Consider the following 18,481-nt stretch of genomic DNA (forward strand, 5'->3'; position numbering starts at 1 on the left):
CCTTATGAGATCAAAAAGAGAACATTTCAACTAAAACTTACAGAAATCAGTCTTCTGCAATTGTGTTAAAGAGTCGTTTACGACAATCTGCACAAGTAACATGGCAACCTTGAGAACCGATAAATGCTTGTTTTTTATAAAGAACGACTTGCTTTTCTTTCAGTCCCCAAGACCGGAAGCACGGCTTATCACACGGCGTTGCGTGACCGGGCCGATCTCATCGTGACACATCCACCTGAGCTGAAACACGCCCCGGTGCGTCGGTATGACCGGTTTTTCCAGACCATGTTTCGAAAACTGTTTGATACCGAGATGGAAATTATGGCCGTTGTGCGCGAGCCGTTGGATTGGCTGGGCAGCTGGTACCGGTTTCGCAGTCGTGAAGACTTGATAGGTCAACCGCGCTCGACACGTGACATGAGTTTTGACGCATTCGTGCAAGCCTATTTGCTGGACACACGTCCCGAGTTCGCCAATGTCGGCAGCCAGGCGCAATTCTTCCGTACCCGCAACGACAGTTCTGGCGCTCGTCATATCTTCAAATACGAACATCAAGACAAGGTGTTAGACTTTCTGCAAGCACGTCTGGACATGCAGATTGACCTGAAGCGCGAAAACGTATCGCCTCCGGGAGATTTGCATCTGTCACCTGCTACCGAACAGAAGTTTCGAAATGCCTGCCCGGAAGAATTTGCGCTGCACAAAGCCGCATTGTGATCCATCAGTTGAGTTGTTGAAACACGGCCTCTGTCAGTTGGTTGAGGGAAAACGGTTTGGGCAGAAAGGTTGAGTTGGCAATATCCGGACCGGTATCGCCGAAAACGCCTTCGGTATACCCGGACACGAAGATCACACGCGCGTCCGGGCGCGTCTCCCTAGCCTTGCGCACCCAAGTGGGCCCGTTCATTCCTGGCATGACAACATCTGTGACGAATACATCAACACTTAACGCGGAATCTTCAAGCAGTCGAAGCGCCTCTTCCGCCGAGTCCGCCTCGAGCACGGTGTAACCTTTCAGCCGCAGGGCGCGGGTCGCAAAGGCGCGAACAGGCGCTTCATCCTCGACCAGCAGCACCACGCCTTCGCCCTGCCTGGCGCTCTGGGCTTCGGGCTGGACTGGCGATTCAGTTTCGACCTCGGACGTCGTCGCGCAAACCGGAAGAAAGACAGTGAACTCGGTGCCCCGTCCAATTGCGCTGTCGACAAAGATAAACCCACCGGTTTGCTTTACGATCCCGTAGGCCGTTGACAACCCCAACCCGGTGCCCTCACCAGTTCGTTTCGTGGTGTAGAAGGGTTCGAAAATCTTCTGCAGCTTATCTGCTGGGATACCAACACCGCCATCCACAACCTTGACTGTCACATAATCGCCCGGTTGTACGGTTGCCCTGTCCCGCATGAGAGGCTGCAAAAGTGTCAACACACTGGTTTCAATGCGAATTTCACCACCGTCCGGCATGGCATCTCGTGCGTTAACGACAAGGTTCATCAGCACCTGCTCAAGTTGACGCTTGTCCGCCCGCACGGGTTTGAGCACCGGATCGTGGCTCAGCGTCAATTGTACCTTCTCTCCAACCAAACGGTTCAGCAGGTGAATAAGGTCCGAGATCGTGTCACGCAGATCCAACACTTCCGGCCTGAGGGTCTGTTTTCGCGAAAACGCCAAAAGCTGACTGACCAGCGCGGCGGCCCGGTTGGCATTCTGATTGATCTGCACCAAATCCCCGTAATCCGGGTCATTCTGGTCGTGGCGCAACAGCAGCAGATCGCAGTGACCGGAAATGGCCGTCAGCAGGTTGTTGAAATCATGTGCAACACCTCCGGCCAATTGCCCTACGGCCTGCATCTTCTGGCCCTGAACGAATTGAGCTTCCAGAGTCTTCAGTTCAGTCGCATCGTTCAGAACCGCGATCAGGCATATCTTTCCGTCGACAAACACACGGCTCAGGGTGACTTGAACAAAGATTTCCTTGTCGTCCCTAAGGAACTGCAAAAACTCTGATCGCTGCGTTTCTTCATGCGCCTCGGTTCGTTTCAACCAATCCAGCACAGGGCCACCCATGCCCCGCATGATGTCGCTGATGTTACTGCCTTCAAGCTGCTTCTTTCCCAACAGTTTCGCCGCCAGCCGATTACTGTCCAGAATGATGCCGTCCTCGGAAAGTCTGAGGATTGGAACCGGAAGGTCAGAGAAGGACATGACCGCATCCTGTACGGGCATCTGCGTAATCGGTAACAAACAAAGGCTTCGTTCCGACCCGGATTGAGAAAATTCGGACACGGCTGCCAGAACATGACCATCGCGGGTCCTGACTGCGTTGACAGCCCCGGTCCGCGGTTCGGCTTCGCTGAAAATATCCTGCGCCCTAGCAGGGTGCGCACCAAACAAACGCTCGGCCGTGGCATTGACGCGCAATACGTCACCTGCGCGTCCAAGGGTTACGACCGGCAAGCCAAGGGTTTGCCAGCTATCCTGTTGAACACAGCTAAAGTTCCAGTAGAACAGTCCCGGCCGCAATCGGTGCACGGAAACCGAAATAGTCCGATCGCCACCGGGAAACTCGCTCTGGGCGCTTCCTGTGGATTGCGCCCGCGATTGTAGGCTCAACAAGATCGCCGAAGGGTTAGCAAACCTGGAGCGCAAACAGCGGGCTAGGTTTTCGCCTCGTATGGCCCCCAGCTTTTTGTCCGCCAGGACGTTCGCGGCCAATATGTCACCATACCCGTTTGAGATCACGACCGGAGCATCCTCGCGCTCTGCGAAAGCGGCCAAAAGGGCTGATATCTGTTGCAAATGCCTGTTCGCAATCGCCCCCTTGATCCCAAACAAAAGCGCCACAACCAAAAGGGAAATGCCTGTTGCCAGCAAACCTTTTGTCCAATCCGACGGCAGAAACCCAACCGCAGGTGCCAGGCTGATCAACAGCGCCACAAACACTAACGACCCGATCCGAAACACCGATGGAGTATTGGCGGCTGAAGGGGCTGGAACAAATTCAGTAATGTCAGGCATAAACGGCTCGGGCACAGGTTTTGCGGTAATAACAGGTAGAATTGGTTAACACTCGCCTAACGGCGTTAAAAAACAAGTTAGCTACCCAAGGTTGTATTTACCGAAAGATCAGCGCGTCAAGTGTGACGTAAAGAACCCGTCGGACCCGCGCGTTACCTGCCATGCCTGCCGGAAGGTTTCACGCCAGCCCGCATGTTGCGCCAGAAACCTGTCGACAACCGCATCGTTCTCGTCGGCAAGAACCGAACATGTTGCATATGCCAGCACTCCACCTGCTTGGACCAACGGCGTGATTTGTGCGAGAATGTCAGCTTGGATGACCGTGAGATCTTGCAAACGGTCTTCAGTCAATGCCCATTTACCTGCTGGTGCGCGCCGCCACGAACCGCTGCCGGAACACGGGGCGTCGGCCAAAATGACGTCAAAAGGCCCGTGATTGGCAAGATCTGCGCTGTTCAGGATGGTTATTCTAGCCCCTGCCCGTTCTGCCCGCGCTGGAATATCCTTCATTCGGCGTGCGTTTACATCATGAGCGTATACCTCGACACCCTTGTTGGCCGCAATCGCAAGCGACTTGCCACCGCCCCCGGCGCAGTAGTCCAAAACGCGCATTCCATAGCGCAGGTCCAAGGAAGCAACAACCGCCTGACTTGCCGCATCCTGAAGCTCGACCAAACCCTGAGCGTATGCCTGGCTTTGCGCAATCCGACGCGCGCCCTCTGTCACCTCCAGAGCGGTTTCACAAATCGGCGTTGGACGGGCTGAAATACCGTCGGTCGCCAAAGCATCAATCGCCCGGGTTACATCCGTTTTCAACAAGTTGACCCGCAGAAAAACCGGAGCGCGTTCCTGCAATGCCAATGCGCAAGGAACGGCGGCATCATTCAAGGATGCGACGAACTTTGGCCACAGCCATTCGGGAAAATCATATCTCTCGGCTTCGGATGCAAAATCCCTTGATACTTCGTCATTTTGAAGGGCTTCGGGCGCGTGGCGGGCGCCGGTAAACAACTCAACCGGATCTTCACCCGATGCGCGAATGGCGCCGATCATCAGGCCGCGACCAGTTCCGGAACCACCCAACGCAGCAAACGAGCGTTTGCACCGCAAAGCGTCAAACACATGATCGCGAATAGCTGCCCGATCCTTGGAGCCCGCAAACCTGCTGCGCCGCGCCCAGCCGGTCAGCGCCTTTTCAACCGGGGCACCGGCGAGAATTTCATCCAGAATTTCAATCGAGGCCTGAACGCGGGCAGCAGGTGTCATCACGGATTACCTTGGCTGAAAAAGGCCGTGACAGGCCAATCCAAAATCACTACGGCACCCCGTGCTAGGGTGCCGTATGTCATGCGCAACGGCTTACATCACCCGGTAGTTCGGGCTTTCACGTGTGATCTGAACATCGTGTACGTGGCTCTCTTTCAGACCTGCGCCCGTGATCTTCACGAATTGGCAGTTTCTGCGCATCTCTTCGACAGTCGCGCAGCCGGTGTATCCCATCGCAGCGCGCAAACCACCAACAAGCTGGTGGATCACTGCACTGGCTGATCCTTTGTAAGGAACCTGCCCTTCGATCCCTTCGGGTACCAGCTTGTCATTTGCCGCGTCCTTCTGGAAATACCGATCCGCCGATCCGCGCGCCATCGCGCCAAGACTGCCCATACCGCGATAGGATTTGAACGACCGGCCCTGATACAGAATGACCTCACCCGGGCTTTCGTCTGTGCCCGCGATCATCGAACCCACCATGGCGCACGACGCACCGGCGGCAATTGCCTTGGCAAAATCGCCCGAAAACTTGATGCCACCATCCGCAATGACCGGAACATCCCCCGCCGCGGCGGCACAATCACTGATCGCGGTCAACTGAGGGACACCAACGCCCGCCACCATGCGTGTTGTACAGATCGAGCCTGGGCCAATACCCACCTTGATGGCGTCAGCACCTGCGTCGATCAGCGCCTTGGTCGCCTCGCCTGTAGCAACGTTTCCGGCAATGATCTGAACCTCGTTCGACAGGGTTTTGATCCGTCTCACCGCATCTAGCACGCCCTGAGAGTGACCATGCGCCGTATCGACCACAATGATATCAACGCCCGAAGCTACCAGCTGCTCGGACCGCTCAAAACCCGCGTCTCCAACCGAAGTCGCGGCAGCCACTCGCAGGCGGCCAAGCCGGTCTTTGCACGCTGTTGGGTTCAGAACCGCCTGTTCGGTGTCTTTCAACGTTAGCAGACCTGTAAGTTTTCCCGTGCCATCAACCACAAGCAATTTTTCGATACGACGGGCCCGCATCAGGCTTTTAGCCTCTTCCAGATCGGCGGGTTCTTTCAGCATTGCCAGGTTTTCCGAGGTCATCATCGCCTTGATCGGTGTGTTGTCGGAATTGGCAAAGCGCATATCCCTGTTGGTCACGATACCAACAACGCGGCCATCCGCGTCAACTACCGGGAAACCGGTAAAATTATAGCGCTCGACCAGAGCCTTCGCATCGGCCAGGGTTTGATCCGCGCGCAAGGTAACAGGGTTGTAGACGATACCCGACTCGAACCGTTTGACGCGGCGAACTTCGCGAGACTGCTCTTCTACGGAAAGGTTCTTGTGGATGACCCCGATACCGCCTGCCTGTGCCATGGCAATGGCCATGCGCGCCTCGGTCACCGTGTCCATGGCCGAGCTCAGCAGCGGGATGTTCATGGTAATCTCACGCGTGACACGCGTGGTGGTGTCTGCTGTTGCCGGCAGCACTGAAGATGCGGCCGGAACCAGAAGAACGTCGTCAAAGGTGAGTGCCTCACGAATCTGCATCTGAATACCCCATGCAAAAGCCCGTTTGGCGGTGACCCTATTGCATGGATTGAACCAAAGGAAAAGCCCTTGGAGGCAACTCTGTGGCTCCAGGTGACTATACAGCCGAAGAAAACGACGCATGCCGTGCAAATCGTGCCGCTGATAGCCCTTTCCCTTTGCGCTCAAACCCATATCTTGCCGGGAAAACGCGCGAACACAAAAAGGCATGTCACTCATGACCAACGACCCACTTGTCGTCTTTACCCCGTCCGGCAAACGCGGGCATTTTCCTGTCGGCACGCCCATTCTGACCGCAGCCCGCCAATTGGGAGTGGATCTGGATTCGGTCTGCGGGGGCCGTGGTATCTGTTCAAAGTGTCAGATCACCCCAAGCTATGGCGAATTTCCCAAGCACGGCGTCACGGTGGCCCAGGATGCGCTGAGCGAATGGAACGCGGTCGAGCAACGTTATGACGACAAGCGCGGCCTGAAACCCGGTCGTCGTCTGGGCTGTCAGGCCTCGGTTCAGGGCGATGTCGTGATCGACGTGCCGCCGGAAAGCCAGGTGCATCGTCAGGTCGTTCGCAAGGCCGCCACGGCACGCGCCATCACCATGGATCCGGCAACGCGTCTGTATTTCGTGGTGGTGGAAGAGCCCGACATGCATTCGCCAACCGGCGATCTGGAGCGCCTTGAACGTGCGCTGCGTGAGCAATGGAAAATTGACGCGGCCACGGCGGACCTATCGCTTCTGTCCAAGCTGCAACCGGTTCTGCGCAAAGGCAAATGGGAAGTCACTGTGGCAGTTCACAAAGGCCACAAGGACAGCGTCGCACGCATTGTAGAAATCTGGCCCGGCCTGCACGAAGGCGGGCTGTATGGGCTGGCCATCGACCTCGGCTCAACTACGATTGCGGCTCATCTGACCGACTTGGAAACCGGCGAAGTCAAAGCGTCATCAGGTCTGATGAACCCGCAAATCCGCTTTGGCGAAGACCTGATGAGCCGTGTTTCATATTCCATGATGAACCCCGGCGGGGATCGGGAAATGACAAAAGCCGTGCGCGAGGCGATCAATGATCTGACCACCTCAATCGCCGAAGAAGCCGGCATTGACACCACGCTGATCGTTGAAACGGTGTTTGTCTGCAACCCGGTCATGCACCATCTGCTGCTGGGTCTGGACCCGGTCGAACTGGGTCAGGCGCCCTTTGCCTTGGCCACGTCCGAGTCGATGTCCCTGCCCGCACGCGAGATGGAACTGACCACCATGAACCCCCGCGCGCAGGTCTATATCCTGCCTTGCATCGCGGGCCATGTGGGCGCGGATTGTGCGGCGGTTGCCCTGTCCGAAGAACCCGGCAAATCCGAGGATTTGGTTCTGATCGTCGATGTGGGCACCAATGCCGAAATCCTGCTGGGCAACACCAGCCGCGTTCTGGCCTGTTCCTCACCTACCGGGCCTGCGTTTGAAGGCGCTCAGATCAGTTCTGGCCAGCGCGCAGCACCCGGCGCGATCGAGCGGATCGAAATCGATCCCCTTACCAAGGAACCCCGCTTTCGCATCATCGGGTCCGAGAAATGGTCGGACGAAGACGGCTTTGACCTTGATGTCGCCACCACTGGTATCACCGGCATCTGCGGCTCGGGCATTATCGAAGCTGTGGCCGAGATGCGTATGGCTGGCCTTCTGGATGAAAGTGGCCTGATCGGATCGGCCGAACAGACTGGAACGGCCCGCTGCATTCCTGAAGGCCGCACACACGCTTACCTGATTCACGATGCCAGCGCCGAAGGCGGCCCCCGCATCACCGTCACGCAGGGCGACATCCGCGCCATCCAGCTGGCAAAATCCGCGCTATATGCCGGTGCGCGTCTGCTGATGGACGAGATGGAAGTCGACAAGGTGGATCGTGTGGTTCTGGCCGGTGCCTTTGGAGCTCATATTTCGACCAAGCACGCCATGGTTCTGGGCATGATCCCTGATGCACCCCTAGACAAGGTCACCAGCGCGGGTAATGCCGCTGGTACAGGCGCGCGGATTGCGCTGTGCAATATCGGATCACGCGCTGAAATCGAACGCGTCGTGCGCGAGATCACCAAGATCGAAACCGCAATTGAGCCGAAGTTCCAGGATCATTTCGTGGCCGCCAACGCGATCCCGCACAAAACCGATCCATTCCCGGAACTGGCGCAGGTTGTCACGCTGCCCAATCCAAGCTTCAACACGGGCGGAGAAAGCGAAACAGGCGGTGGACGCCGTCGCAGACGTCGCGGTTAAACCAGCAAAGGAACGACTCGCAGGTACGCCTCGGGTCGTTCCCAAAACTGGTTTCAGGTTACGCGTCGCACCTCGTTAAGCGAAGAAACGCCCATCTGCGCCATGGCAATACTCATTTCATCACTCAGCACAGACCACAGCTGCTCAAGCCCTTCTTCCCCTTCTGCCGCGATTGCAAATTGCAGGATGCGGCCGAAGAAGGCAAAATCTGCCCCGTTTGCCAACGCTTTCAAAACATCCTCGCCCGAGCGCAAACCGCTGTCGTAAAACAGCGGATAATCCAGGCCGACGGCGTTCCGAATTTCTGGCAATACGGCAATCGGCGCTGGCGCACTGTCCAACTGGCGCCCACCGTGGCTTGTGACCTGAATGGCATCGACACCTGCCGACCTGAGGTTCAGCGCGTCCTCTGCATCCAGAACGCCCTTGACTACCAGTTTCCCGGTCCACTGTTCGCGCAGACGGGCCAAAGTCTCCCAAGTCGCCTTGGCTCGGCTTTCCCGTCGATCGAAATCATATCCGTCCATCAGGAAATTCGCCATTTCGGGCTTGCCCCGCAGCAGCGTCGACAGCGACCACCGCGGATGAAGGGCAAAATCAAGCACCTGTTTCGGACCCATTTTGAACGGCATCCTGAACCCATGGCGCAATTCGCGCGGGCGACGCCCCACTTCGGGCACGTCAACCGTTAGTACCAGCGTTTCGTACCCCGCAGCCTTTGCGCGCTCGACCAGCTTGAACGTGCCACTGCCATCGCCGCTGAAATACAGTTGAAACCAGGCATGTCCTTCTGCCTCGACAATCAGGTCTTCCAACGGGGTCGATGCGACGGTTGAGACCCCAAGCGGCACCTCGTACCGCGCCGCAAGACGTGCCAGCATCAGATCTGCACCGGGGGCCGACAGATTGCACATACCCATTGGTGCGATTCCAAACGGGCGTTGGGTCGACCCGCCAAAGACGGAACAAGCCAGCGACCTTTCACTAACATCTTTCAGAATCCGAGGGCGAAGGATCAGCGCATCCAGTGCAGCCCTGTTTCGGGCTGCGCCAACCTCGGCCCCGGCAGACCCATCGATATAGTCAAACACCATCCACGGCAGACGCCGCCGCGCCAGGCGGCGGGCGTCTTCGGAACTGTGGATAGCGCTGGATAGCATCAGGCCTGTACGGCCTTCATGAACCGGTCGCGGATCACCACCGGATCCATAGTGATAACAGGCATCTTGGCGTTTCCGCTTTCGCACTTGGCCACGATGATGGTCATCTGTTTCGAATCCAGCGCTTCTTGCAGCACGCGGCCGGTGTCTTCGGCCTGACATTCGATTACTCGCTCGCATCCCGCGGCTTCCGCCATTTTCGCCAGAGAGGTCTTCTGCCCGGCATAAGTCGGCTGATCCCCAGTGGACCCGTAAGAGCCGTTGTCGACGATCAACAGGATATAGTTGTCCGCCACGTTATTGGCGATGGTCGGCAAGGTACCCAGATTGGTCAGGACCGACCCGTCCCCATCGATAACGATAACCGGCTTGGGCTGCGACAAGGCTAACCCCAAGCCAATAGATGAGGCCAGCCCCATCGTGCCCAGCATATAGAAATTGGTGGGCTGGTCGTCGATGGCGTGCAGCTCCTGACTTGGAATGCCGATGTTACAAACAACAAGTTGATCTCGCAGGATCGGAGCGATTTCTTTCAGAATTTCAGAGCGGATCATTGGTCGCCATAGCCTCCCCAGAAACTGGCATCGGTCAGAATGGCGACCGGTTTGTTGCACATAAAAGTGTATTTGAGGATCGCGTCGAGTTCCTCAACATCTGACTGATGGTGGAAGTGATAAGTCGGGATATTCAGCTGAGCCAGCAGCGCTTTGGTATGCACAGCCATTTCAACCTGGCAGGCAACCGGTTCGCGCAGCTCTCCGCGATAGGAAATCAGCATCGGCAACGGCATGCGATAATACTGGATCAGTGTCGCCAGTGTGTTGATCGTCACACCGATTGCGGTGTTTTGCATGATGATCGCGGGACGCTTGCCGCCCATCCATGCCCCGGCGCATAGGCCCATCCCCTCGTCTTCCTTGTTGGACGGGATGTGATGGATGTCCTCTCGCTGGTCGATTTCAGCGATGACACCCGCAAGTTGCTTGCACGGGACGGTGGTGACGAACGAGATATCGTTGGCCACCAGATCGTCGGTTATCTTCTTGTCTATGTTCATGGTCGGGCTGTTGGTCCTGTTGGGGCGCTTGGCGCGATTAAGGAAATCAGGTTCTGCGGTGCACATGTACAGCGCAGGGGGCATGACGAACAACGCGTGACGCTGTCGATCCCAGAAAGTAGTCGCTCAGGTCCGGTTTGTGCGAACCTATAACAATGCAGTCCACATTGTTGCTGGTCGCGTAGTCAATGATGGTGCGGGCGGTGTGTCCTTTGATAATTTCGGCTTTCACACCATCCAGCCCGTCAACTTTTTGCAACAATGCCCGCCTCGCGCGTTCGAACCCTTCGGCCACTGCGGATTTGTCGAGATAGGCGCTGACCGATCCCTGTGGCATTTCGTAGACATGCAATCCGATGATCTCGGCCCCGTTTTCGGACAAGGCACGCGCGACCTCCAGCGTATGTTGTGATATGCCGTGATCCAAAGCCATCGGGACCAGAATTTTCTTATACATGGTGGCCTCCAGTTCTGTCAGGTTTATCCCCAGGGTCTCAGGATAATCTTTGGTGCGGCTACAGAGCCAGAGCGGATATCGCGAAACGCCTGCGCGCCATCGGCCAGTGCACGCTCATCAACCCAATTCAGTGCGCCAAGACGGCCGTCAAAGATCGCCTGAGCCGTGTCGCGGAAATCCTGCGCGGTGTAGGTGTAGGTTCCGATAAAGGTGATCTCCTGCAAGGTCATGCGACGCACGTCCAGACCTCCGGCATCTTCACCCAATCCGACATGCGCGATCACGCCACCCGGCGCGACCAGAGCCGAAGCGACCGACCGTGTCGCGGCATATCCAACAGCATCAATGACCAACGGGAAAGACCCATTGGGCGCATCCACAAGTGCAAAACTTTCGATTTCCGCCAGATAAGTCCGGCGCAACGCGTTTGGTTCCGCGATTGTAACGTCTTCAATACCCTGCGCCCGCAGGGCCAAGGCCGCCGCAAGGCCAATGGCCCCTCCGCCAATCACCAAGGCGCGGCGGTCCATCGCTGAATGCAGAGCCTCGATCCCCAGTCTGACTGCGTGCCAGCTTACGGCCAGAGGTTCAGCCAGCGCAGCCTTGGCGAAAGGGACATCATCGGGCACGTCGACAAGATTTCTGCCTGGCATCGAGACATATTGCGCGAACGCCCCTTCGCGCGGTGGCATCGAGATGATCTGGCGGTCCGGGCACAGATTCTCGCGACCCGCCCGACATTCCGCGCATTGGCCACAGGTTACCAGCGGGTTGATCGTCACCCGGTCACCGGCGCGGATACCATCAGCTATGACACCGGCTGCCTCGTGCCCGAGGATCAGGGGCGCTGGGCGACGTGCATCATGGCCCAGATAGGCGTGCATGTCCGATCCGCAGATGCCAACCGCCTCGACCCGGATCAGGTGTTCCGATGCGCCCGGTTCGGCATTCGGCACATCGTCAAACACCATGTGTTCAACACCTTTGTAAACCAGAGCCTTCATTTGGCAGTAAACCCTCCGTCAACCATCAGAACCTGTCCCGTGACATAGTCAGACGCCCGAGAGCATAAGAACAGGATCGGCCCGTCGATATCCTGCATCCGCCCATTGCGTCCGATACAGGTTTGCGCGGCGTTCCGTTCCGCGCGCTTGGGGTCGTCGAACACAGCCTGCGTCAGTTCGGTGGGAAAGAACCCCGGTCCGATGGCGTTGGCGTTTATGCCAAAGGGCGACCACGCCTCGGCCATGGCGCGTGTCAACTGCCCGATCCCCGCCTTGGACGCGCCATAGGCGATACCACCTGGAAATGCCCGTGTTGTTTGCAGCGAGGCGAAATTTACAATTCGCCCCCACCCCTTTTCCTTCATTGTCGGCACCATGGCTTGGCTAAGGAAGAACGGCGCGCTCAGGTTCAGGGCAAGCGTGGCATCCCACCCCTCAGGAGTAACATCATCGGCGGCCTCACGCGTGTTCAGCCCAGCCGCATGGACCAGAATGTCGGGGGGGCCAAACTTGGAAGCGACGGCCTGTGTCAACGCATCTGCCCCATCGCGATCTGCAACGTCTGCAACAACCGTTGCAGCGCGCGTGCCAATCTCTGCCTGCATCTGCGCCAATGCCTCGCCGCGCCGGGCCACGCCGACAACACGCGCACCTGCCGCGGCAAGAGTCCGTGCCACTTGCCGCCCAAGTCCCGAGCTGGCACCGGTGATACACGCCACCCGGCCAGTTAGGTCAAACAATGAGCGCGGGTCATCCATCGGCGGTCAAGTCGAACTGCTCGTCCGGGAAATACTTCGCAAGACGCACATCTGCGGCGCGGGCGTGACCTTCCATTCCTTCCAACCGCGATATCCGCGCGGTCGCTTCGGCGATGGGCTTTGACCCTTCGCGGGTGGCCCTCTGCCACGTCACGATCTTCATGTATTTATGGACACTCAGCCCGCCAGTATAGCTGGCCGCGCCCGAGGTTGGCAGAACATGGTTCGTACCGGTCGCCTTATCTCCGTATGACACGGTTGTTTCCTCGCCCAGAAACAGCGATCCGTAACAGGTAAGCCGTTCCAGCCACCAATCCAGATCCTCAGCCTGAACCGTAAGATGCTCAGGTGCGTATTCGTCGGAACAGGCGGCCATCTCTTCGCGATTGGAACAGACGATAACCTCAGCATAATCGCGCCATGCGGCCGAGGCGTTTTCGCGGTTCAATTCCGGCAGATCGGCGATCAGCGCAGGCACCAGTTCCATCACCTTTTGCGCAAGGTCGCGATCATCGGTGACCAGCCAGACCGGCGAGTTGTATCCGTGCTCTGCCTGACTGACCAAATCGGTGGCGACGACATGCGCATCGGCGGACTGATCGGCAAGGATCAAACTGTCGGTTGGACCTGCGATCATGTCGATACCAACCTTGCCGTAAAGGATGCGCTTGGCTTCGGCCACGAACTGATTGCCGGGGCCCACAAGGATGTTGGCGCGCGGTAGACCAAACAGGCCGTAGGTCATGGCGGCAACGCCCTGCACGCCCCCCATAGCCAGAATGCTGTCGGCCCCGCAGATATGCGCCGCATAAACGATGGCAGGCGCGACCCCTTCGCCGGGACGCGGGGGCGAGCACGCCGTGATGTGGCGACATCCCGCAACTTTCGCGGTGGTCACTGTCATAATCGCACTGGCGATGTGGCTGTATCGCCCCCCCGGCACGTAACACCCCGCAGCGTCCACTGGGATCGCCTTCTGCCCAGCAACGAAGCCTGGCACAATCTCGGTCTGGACGTCCGAAACGGTCGCTTTCTGCGTCTCGGCAAAGCGCCTGACATTGTCGTGAGCGAAACGGATGTCGGCCTTCAGCTTTTCGGAAACTTTTGCACAGGCGGCCTCAATCTCAGCCGGGGTCAGCAAGACATTCCCTTCGTACTTGTCGAACTTGGCGGCGTATTCTCTTGCCTTTGCATCACCGCCCGCCTCGATATCGGTCAGAATTGTCTTCACCGTATCATGCACCTCTGAGGCGTGTGATTGAGCCGTTAAAGTTGCCTTTTTCAGATATTCACGAGGCATGTTCAGCAGGTCCTATTGGTAGATTTCTGGTAGCAATGTTGTCGACACGGCTGGCACGTAGGCGATCAGGATCACCACGATCAGCATGGTCAATACGAAGGGCACGGCTCGGGCGGCAATCTTCAGAATGGATTCACCGGTAATGCCAGATACGACGAACAGGTTCAGCCCCAGCGGCGGGGTGATAAAACCCACTCCCAGCGCGGTGATCATCATGATGCAGAACTGGATCTCATTCATACCGATATTGTCCGCCAGTGGTTTCAGGATAGGTGCCAGGATGACGATATTCGGCGTCGTCTCCATGACGCAGCCCGCTGCGATCAGGATGCCGATCATCAACAGGATCAGCAGATACGGATCGTCTGTCAGCGAGGTCACCGAAGTGACAAACCCCTGAGGAACACCCATGATCGCCAGCGCCTCGGCCAGCGGAGCTGAAAACGCGATGATCGGCAGGATCACCCCGTTCACCTTTGCAGAGCTGACCAGCATCGACGGAAAATCCGCCAATGTCAGCGTACGCAGGATGAAGCCCATGATGATGGTGACGACAACAGCCGTGGCACCAGCCTCAGTCGGCGTAAGTCGGCCCGAAAAGATGCCATAAAAGATAATCCCCGGCACGATAAAGGCATACCAGCCAGACCTGAGCGCCTTGCCCAGATTGGCCAACCACTCCCCCATGGTCATCATGCCGCCGCCTTCGTATGCATAAAGGCGGTTCATGATGATGTTGGTGATCAGGATCGACACCAGGATAGCCAGACCCGGGATCAGGGCGGCCAGAAAAAGAGTCGATGCGGAAATACCCAGCACAAGGCCGATGATGATATAGGCGATCGAGGGCGGTATCAGGATGCCGGTGCAGGCACCGGCCGCGACCAGAGCACACGCGTAGGGGCGCGGATACCCGCTTTCCACCAACCGGTTGATGGTCATCCTGCCAACCGCAGCAGCCCCGGCGGCGTCCGATCCCGAAATCGCGGCAAACATTCCGCAGACCAGCACCGTGGCCGATCCGAAGCCCCCCTTGGCGAAGCATGTCAAAGCCTCGGCAACATCCAGAAACTTGCGTGACAACCCCGTCCGAACCAGAACATCCCCGGTCAGGATAAACAGGGGCACGGCAGTCAGGGCAAAAGCGTCGATGCCGGTAAACAGGCTCTCTCCGACAAGGCTGAGAGGAAGGTCACCGGACATGATCAGCATTACGATCGCAGCCGTTCCAATGGCCGCCCAAACCGGTACGGCCAAAGCGATCAGGGCAACAAACAGGATCACCGGCAGATAAAAATCCCAGCCCAGTTCAACGGTTTGATTGAGGGAGTTCCAAAGCATCCGGTCTCTCCTCAGTCAAACAGTTTGTCGCCTTCGAAGACGGGCGTGCCGTCGCGAAGGCATTTCAGATCGCGCAACAGGGATTGGATCAGCCGCCAGATCATCAGGGCAAACCCGGTCGGCACGGCCATCAGGAACCAAACCTTGGAAATCCGCAATCCGTCCGTAACGGAACCAAACTTGGCTGAAACGTGCACGGCTTCATACGACCAATAGAGTGCGATGATCGCCACCAGGAACATCACCAGATCGCCGAAGATATAAAGCAGTGCCTTGGGGCGCGGCCCGACATAGTGCATGATCACATCGATCCGGATATGAGCGCGCTCTTTCACCGCGGCAGCAGCACCGATCCAAGCCAGATAGATAAAGGAATACCGCACGATTTCCTCGCCCCAGATCGAGGAATAGGCGAATATCTCGCGCCGCAGCACCTCGATGGCCATGGTGATCACCAGCATCACGTAGAACACCAGCAGCAACCAGCGTTCGGCGTTTCGGTCAATGTTCTGAAGAACGGTCATCTGATCCTCCGACGATGGGACAGCCCAGTCCGTACCTGCCTTGACCGGCCACTGTCGGCCGCGCGGTACAAGAATCGTGGACGCCGACAGGCGCCCACGGGTTTCACCTTAGGCGTCGTGGACGTAGTATTTGCCCTGCGTACCGGCCGCTTCGACCAGCTTCTCAAAGTTGTCCATCGAACCGGCCAGTTCCGTCTTGAAAGGATCCCATTCCGAACGCTGATACCCACCGGCATCCTGCCATTCCGCCAGCTGATCATCGCTGAGTGAGTGGAATTCAACACCTGCCTTGTTTAGCTCGGACATGGCGTAAGCACGCGCCGACGGAACCTTGGACAGGTTCTGATGGCCAGTCATCTCGGCACCCCACATAATGCCTTCCTGCACGTCAGCAGGCATCGAGTTGAACCATTCCAGATTACAGGAATAAACCTGACTGTCCGGAACGGCCTGCGTGAAGGTCACATGGCTGAGGATGTCCTTGAAACCAAAGACATACAGTGCTCCAACTGACGGGTCGAGCGCGTCGGCAACACCCTGCTTGATCGCCGAAGGTGTTTCACCCCATGCCACAGGCGTCGGGTTGGCACCAACCATGCGATAGTATTGTTGCAGCATCTTCGAACCGGGAACGCGGAACTTGATCCCGCCCATGTCCCCCGGTGTTATGACCGCATTGCCACCCTGCCGGACTGCGACAACACGCGGATCGATATTCACGTAGAACAGGGCCTTGAAGCCTGCCGCCTCGACCTTGGGGTGGACTTCGCTTTTCCACGTGTCCGAATGGACAAGGTTGGTGAAGCGCTGGTTCGACCCGCACAGATACGGCATGTTGATCAGGTCGACCGTGGACGCAAAAGGCGCAAAATTCGACAGCGAGTGCTGCGCGGCCTGAATGGTTCCACCCTGTACTTTCTGCACCAGCGCACCGCCCGCGCCAAGCTGACCACCGGGGGCCAATTTGACATAGACCTTGCCGTTGGTAGCATTCTGGATGTTTTCCTTCAGATCCAGCTGCATGATCGGATAGCTGCGCGACGCACCCAGCACATAGGCTGTGGCCACCGTCATAACGTGGTCTGCGGCCTTTTCGCGCTCACTCTCTTCTTTTGCGGTTTGCGCGGCAGCCTCGGAAGACCACAAAACACCCCCTGCCCCGGCAACCAATGCGGCCGTGAACGCGCCACTCGCGCTCAGCTTCAGAAAGTTGCGACGTTCTGTTGACGCCAGTTCAATCTCGTCGTTGTTCATGAATTGCCCTCCCAAGCAAAAGTTCAGCTGCCGTCTGTTGCGTTTCGGTCAGCTTCCTTTTTCAGAATCGCGACAACGAACAAAATCGACGCCGCGAACAGAACCAACATCTCTCCTACGTCACCAAGAAACGCGCGGCCTGCAAAAGCACCCAAAGCAACGTTGGCGAAATAGATCGCGAAAACGACGACAGATGCAGCAAGGACCATTTCCGGGACTCCCGTTCAGAATCGGCTCAACACCTTTGTAAGCGCTTACATCAATATTGCAAGCGCTTACATTGGTGCTTTCATCATTTGAAAAATGCGATTAACTTAAGCCAACTGGAATTGAGAGTTCGAGAATGTCAAAACATCGGTCTGCTCCGACACTGGATGACGTTGCCAAGGCCGCGGGTGTTTCGACCGCGACAGTGTCCCGGTGTCTGAACAACCCGCAACAAGTTGTTGAAGCAACGCGCAAGCGTGTCCTGTCGACGGTCGAGGAATTGGGGTACACGCCAAATTTCGCGGCCCGCGTGATGGCGGCCAAGCGGTCATTTACCATTGGCGCCATCATCCCCACCATGGAAAACGCGATATTCGCAAGGGGGTTGCAGGCGTTTCAGGAAGAGATACATCAGCGTGGTTACACGCTGCTGGTCTCCAGTTCAGCCTATGAGCCCGAAGCGGAAAAGGATCAGATCCGAACCCTGGTCGCACGGGGTGCGGATGGGCTGTTATTGATCGGTCATGACAGGGACGCAGATATTTACGATTATCTGGACAGACGGAAAGTGCCCGCGCTGGTTGCCTGGTCCTTTCTGCCGGATAAACCTGTGCCGTCAGTTGGGTTCGACAACCGCAAGGCCATGAAAGCGCTGGCAGACCAGATCATCAGACAAGGACATACGCGTCTTGCGACGATATCGGGTATCAGTTCGGGTAATGACCGGGCGCGGCTCAGGATCGCTGGGATAAAAAGCGCCATGGCTGAACACGGCCTGCAGCCGGATGACCTAATGGTGATCGAAACCACATATGAGTTCGAGAATGGCGCGACGGCATTCAGGGATCTCATGGCGACTGACATGCCGCCGACCGCAGTTTTGTGCGGAAACGATGTTCTGGCAGTCGGCGCATTGAGGCAGGCGCAGAAAATGGGGCTCCGAGTGCCCGAAGACGTGTCGATTACAGGCTTTGACGACATCGAAATCGCGCGCATTGTCAGCCCTGCCCTGACAACGGTTCACGTGCCCCACCGTGAAATGGGTCAAAAAGCTGCGCAGGAGTTGATACGAATGATCGAAACGAACTCTGCGGGCCAGTCTTTGGAGCTTTTGACCCATTTGGTCACCCGAGACTCCTTGCTTGACCGCATTCCTTGAGGCTCAGAAAGTTCGGCGGTTCATTGCGTGTAAAAGGCGCACCGGTCTACGATTCAGTGTGACGATCCGCTTTCATTGACCTGAATCAAAGCACGCAAAGTGACCACATAGTGAAGTACGAATATATCAACGGGCCCGACGCTCACCTGCCTGACCCCAAGCAAATTTACCGGTGA

At 57.3% G+C, this 18,481-nt stretch carries 17 protein-coding genes; 3 read left to right on the forward strand and 14 right to left on the reverse strand.

Features of this window, described 5'->3' with window-relative positions:
• Positions 1-123: 123 nt before the first annotated feature.
• Complete coding sequence (locus tag AC2FLO_RS12110; RefSeq protein WP_496751757.1) at positions 124-717, forward strand: sulfotransferase family protein; 594 nt, start codon at positions 124-126, stop codon at positions 715-717.
• A 4-nt stretch (positions 718-721) separates the two neighbouring features.
• Here the strand turns inward: AC2FLO_RS12110 and AC2FLO_RS12115 are convergent, their stop codons facing one another.
• The 3 genes from AC2FLO_RS12115 to guaB form a co-directional block, all read right to left on the reverse strand.
• Entirely contained in the window at positions 722-3,013 is a 2,292-nt protein-coding gene (locus AC2FLO_RS12115; RefSeq protein WP_496751755.1) for an ATP-binding protein, read from the reverse strand.
• 108 nt (positions 3,014-3,121) lie between these two features.
• A complete protein-coding gene (locus tag AC2FLO_RS12120; protein WP_496751754.1) occupies positions 3,122-4,279 on the reverse strand; it encodes an RsmB/NOP family class I SAM-dependent RNA methyltransferase in 1,158 nt (385 codons plus the stop codon).
• A 93-nt stretch (positions 4,280-4,372) separates the two neighbouring features.
• The gene (gene guaB / locus AC2FLO_RS12125; RefSeq protein ID WP_496751752.1) at positions 4,373-5,821 is read right to left on the reverse strand and encodes an IMP dehydrogenase; all 1,449 of its coding nucleotides are present in this window, start codon (positions 5,819-5,821) and stop codon (positions 4,373-4,375) included.
• A gap of 217 nt (positions 5,822-6,038) precedes the next feature.
• On the opposite strand from guaB, the gene AC2FLO_RS12130 reads away from it, so the two are divergent.
• Positions 6,039-8,084, forward strand: coding sequence for an ASKHA domain-containing protein (locus tag AC2FLO_RS12130; RefSeq protein ID WP_496751750.1), 2,046 nt, complete (start codon positions 6,039-6,041; stop codon positions 8,082-8,084).
• Between the two features lie 53 nt (positions 8,085-8,137).
• Here the strand turns inward: AC2FLO_RS12130 and AC2FLO_RS12135 are convergent, their stop codons facing one another.
• From AC2FLO_RS12135 to AC2FLO_RS12185, 11 genes are all read right to left on the reverse strand, one after another.
• Complete coding sequence (locus AC2FLO_RS12135) at positions 8,138-9,244, reverse strand: alpha-hydroxy acid oxidase (RefSeq protein WP_496751749.1); 1,107 nt, start codon at positions 9,242-9,244, stop codon at positions 8,138-8,140.
• Positions 9,244-9,798: a sulfopyruvate decarboxylase subunit beta gene (gene comE / locus AC2FLO_RS12140; RefSeq protein WP_209503877.1), complete on the reverse strand. Its 555-nt coding sequence runs from the start codon at positions 9,796-9,798 to the stop codon at positions 9,244-9,246. The genes AC2FLO_RS12135 and comE overlap by 1 nt, the downstream gene beginning before the upstream one ends.
• Positions 9,795-10,301 carry a sulfopyruvate decarboxylase subunit alpha gene (gene comD / locus AC2FLO_RS12145; protein ID WP_480517090.1) on the reverse strand — a complete coding sequence of 169 codons (507 nt, stop codon included), beginning with the start codon at positions 10,299-10,301 and terminating at the stop codon, positions 9,795-9,797. The genes comE and comD overlap by 4 nt, the downstream gene beginning before the upstream one ends.
• 46 nt (positions 10,302-10,347) lie before the next feature.
• Positions 10,348-10,758, reverse strand: coding sequence for a universal stress protein (locus AC2FLO_RS12150; protein WP_480505127.1), 411 nt, complete (start codon positions 10,756-10,758; stop codon positions 10,348-10,350).
• Between the two features lie 23 nt (positions 10,759-10,781).
• Complete coding sequence (locus AC2FLO_RS12155) at positions 10,782-11,762, reverse strand: alcohol dehydrogenase catalytic domain-containing protein (protein ID WP_496751747.1); 981 nt, start codon at positions 11,760-11,762, stop codon at positions 10,782-10,784.
• Positions 11,759-12,520 (reverse strand): SDR family NAD(P)-dependent oxidoreductase, encoded by a 762-nt coding sequence (locus tag AC2FLO_RS12160; RefSeq protein ID WP_480472860.1) that lies wholly within the window; start codon positions 12,518-12,520, stop codon positions 11,759-11,761. The genes AC2FLO_RS12155 and AC2FLO_RS12160 overlap by 4 nt, the downstream gene beginning before the upstream one ends.
• A complete protein-coding gene (hisD, locus tag AC2FLO_RS12165; RefSeq protein WP_209503872.1) occupies positions 12,513-13,820 on the reverse strand; it encodes a histidinol dehydrogenase in 1,308 nt (435 codons plus the stop codon). The genes AC2FLO_RS12160 and hisD overlap by 8 nt, the downstream gene beginning before the upstream one ends.
• Positions 13,821-13,832: 12 nt before the next feature.
• Positions 13,833-15,161 (reverse strand): TRAP transporter large permease, encoded by a 1,329-nt coding sequence (locus tag AC2FLO_RS12170; protein WP_267366028.1) that lies wholly within the window; start codon positions 15,159-15,161, stop codon positions 13,833-13,835.
• A gap of 11 nt (positions 15,162-15,172) precedes the next feature.
• Entirely contained in the window at positions 15,173-15,685 is a 513-nt protein-coding gene (locus AC2FLO_RS12175; protein WP_209503870.1) for a TRAP transporter small permease, read from the reverse strand.
• Between the two features lie 108 nt (positions 15,686-15,793).
• Entirely contained in the window at positions 15,794-16,939 is a 1,146-nt protein-coding gene (locus AC2FLO_RS12180) for a TRAP transporter substrate-binding protein (protein ID WP_267366029.1), read from the reverse strand.
• A gap of 23 nt (positions 16,940-16,962) precedes the next feature.
• Positions 16,963-17,148, reverse strand: a complete 186-nt coding sequence (locus tag AC2FLO_RS12185) for a hypothetical protein (protein ID WP_267366030.1) — start codon at positions 17,146-17,148, stop codon at positions 16,963-16,965.
• A 134-nt stretch (positions 17,149-17,282) separates the two neighbouring features.
• On the opposite strand from AC2FLO_RS12185, the gene AC2FLO_RS12190 reads away from it, so the two are divergent.
• The gene (locus AC2FLO_RS12190; protein ID WP_480480847.1) at positions 17,283-18,305 is read left to right on the forward strand and encodes a LacI family DNA-binding transcriptional regulator; all 1,023 of its coding nucleotides are present in this window, start codon (positions 17,283-17,285) and stop codon (positions 18,303-18,305) included.
• Positions 18,306-18,481: the final 176 nt, after the last annotated feature.

It is taken from the genome of Ruegeria sp. TASC047, assembly GCF_059612445.1.

What these genes read in the sequence shown, in the direction of transcription:
- AC2FLO_RS12110 (WP_496751757.1), top strand. Translation starts at nt 124, where the DNA reads ATGCTTGTTTTTTATAAAGAACGACTTGCTTTTCTTTCAGTCCCCAAG.
- AC2FLO_RS12115 (WP_496751755.1), bottom strand. Translation starts at nt 3,013, where the DNA reads ATGCCTGACATTACTGAATTTGTTCCAGCCCCTTCAGCCGCCAATACT.
- AC2FLO_RS12120 (WP_496751754.1), bottom strand. Translation starts at nt 4,279, where the DNA reads ATGACACCTGCTGCCCGCGTTCAGGCCTCGATTGAAATTCTGGATGAA.
- guaB (WP_496751752.1), bottom strand. Translation starts at nt 5,821, where the DNA reads ATGCAGATTCGTGAGGCACTCACCTTTGACGACGTTCTTCTGGTTCCG.
- AC2FLO_RS12130 (WP_496751750.1), top strand. Translation starts at nt 6,039, where the DNA reads ATGACCAACGACCCACTTGTCGTCTTTACCCCGTCCGGCAAACGCGGG.
- AC2FLO_RS12135 (WP_496751749.1), bottom strand. Translation starts at nt 9,244, where the DNA reads ATGCTATCCAGCGCTATCCACAGTTCCGAAGACGCCCGCCGCCTGGCG.
- comE (WP_209503877.1), bottom strand. Translation starts at nt 9,798, where the DNA reads ATGATCCGCTCTGAAATTCTGAAAGAAATCGCTCCGATCCTGCGAGAT.
- comD (WP_480517090.1), bottom strand. Translation starts at nt 10,301, where the DNA reads ATGAACATAGACAAGAAGATAACCGACGATCTGGTGGCCAACGATATC.
- AC2FLO_RS12150 (WP_480505127.1), bottom strand. Translation starts at nt 10,758, where the DNA reads ATGTATAAGAAAATTCTGGTCCCGATGGCTTTGGATCACGGCATATCA.
- AC2FLO_RS12155 (WP_496751747.1), bottom strand. Translation starts at nt 11,762, where the DNA reads ATGAAGGCTCTGGTTTACAAAGGTGTTGAACACATGGTGTTTGACGAT.
- AC2FLO_RS12160 (WP_480472860.1), bottom strand. Translation starts at nt 12,520, where the DNA reads ATGGATGACCCGCGCTCATTGTTTGACCTAACTGGCCGGGTGGCGTGT.
- hisD (WP_209503872.1), bottom strand. Translation starts at nt 13,820, where the DNA reads ATGCCTCGTGAATATCTGAAAAAGGCAACTTTAACGGCTCAATCACAC.
- AC2FLO_RS12170 (WP_267366028.1), bottom strand. Translation starts at nt 15,161, where the DNA reads ATGCTTTGGAACTCCCTCAATCAAACCGTTGAACTGGGCTGGGATTTT.
- AC2FLO_RS12175 (WP_209503870.1), bottom strand. Translation starts at nt 15,685, where the DNA reads ATGACCGTTCTTCAGAACATTGACCGAAACGCCGAACGCTGGTTGCTG.
- AC2FLO_RS12180 (WP_267366029.1), bottom strand. Translation starts at nt 16,939, where the DNA reads ATGAACAACGACGAGATTGAACTGGCGTCAACAGAACGTCGCAACTTT.
- AC2FLO_RS12185 (WP_267366030.1), bottom strand. Translation starts at nt 17,148, where the DNA reads ATGGTCCTTGCTGCATCTGTCGTCGTTTTCGCGATCTATTTCGCCAAC.
- AC2FLO_RS12190 (WP_480480847.1), top strand. Translation starts at nt 17,283, where the DNA reads ATGTCAAAACATCGGTCTGCTCCGACACTGGATGACGTTGCCAAGGCC.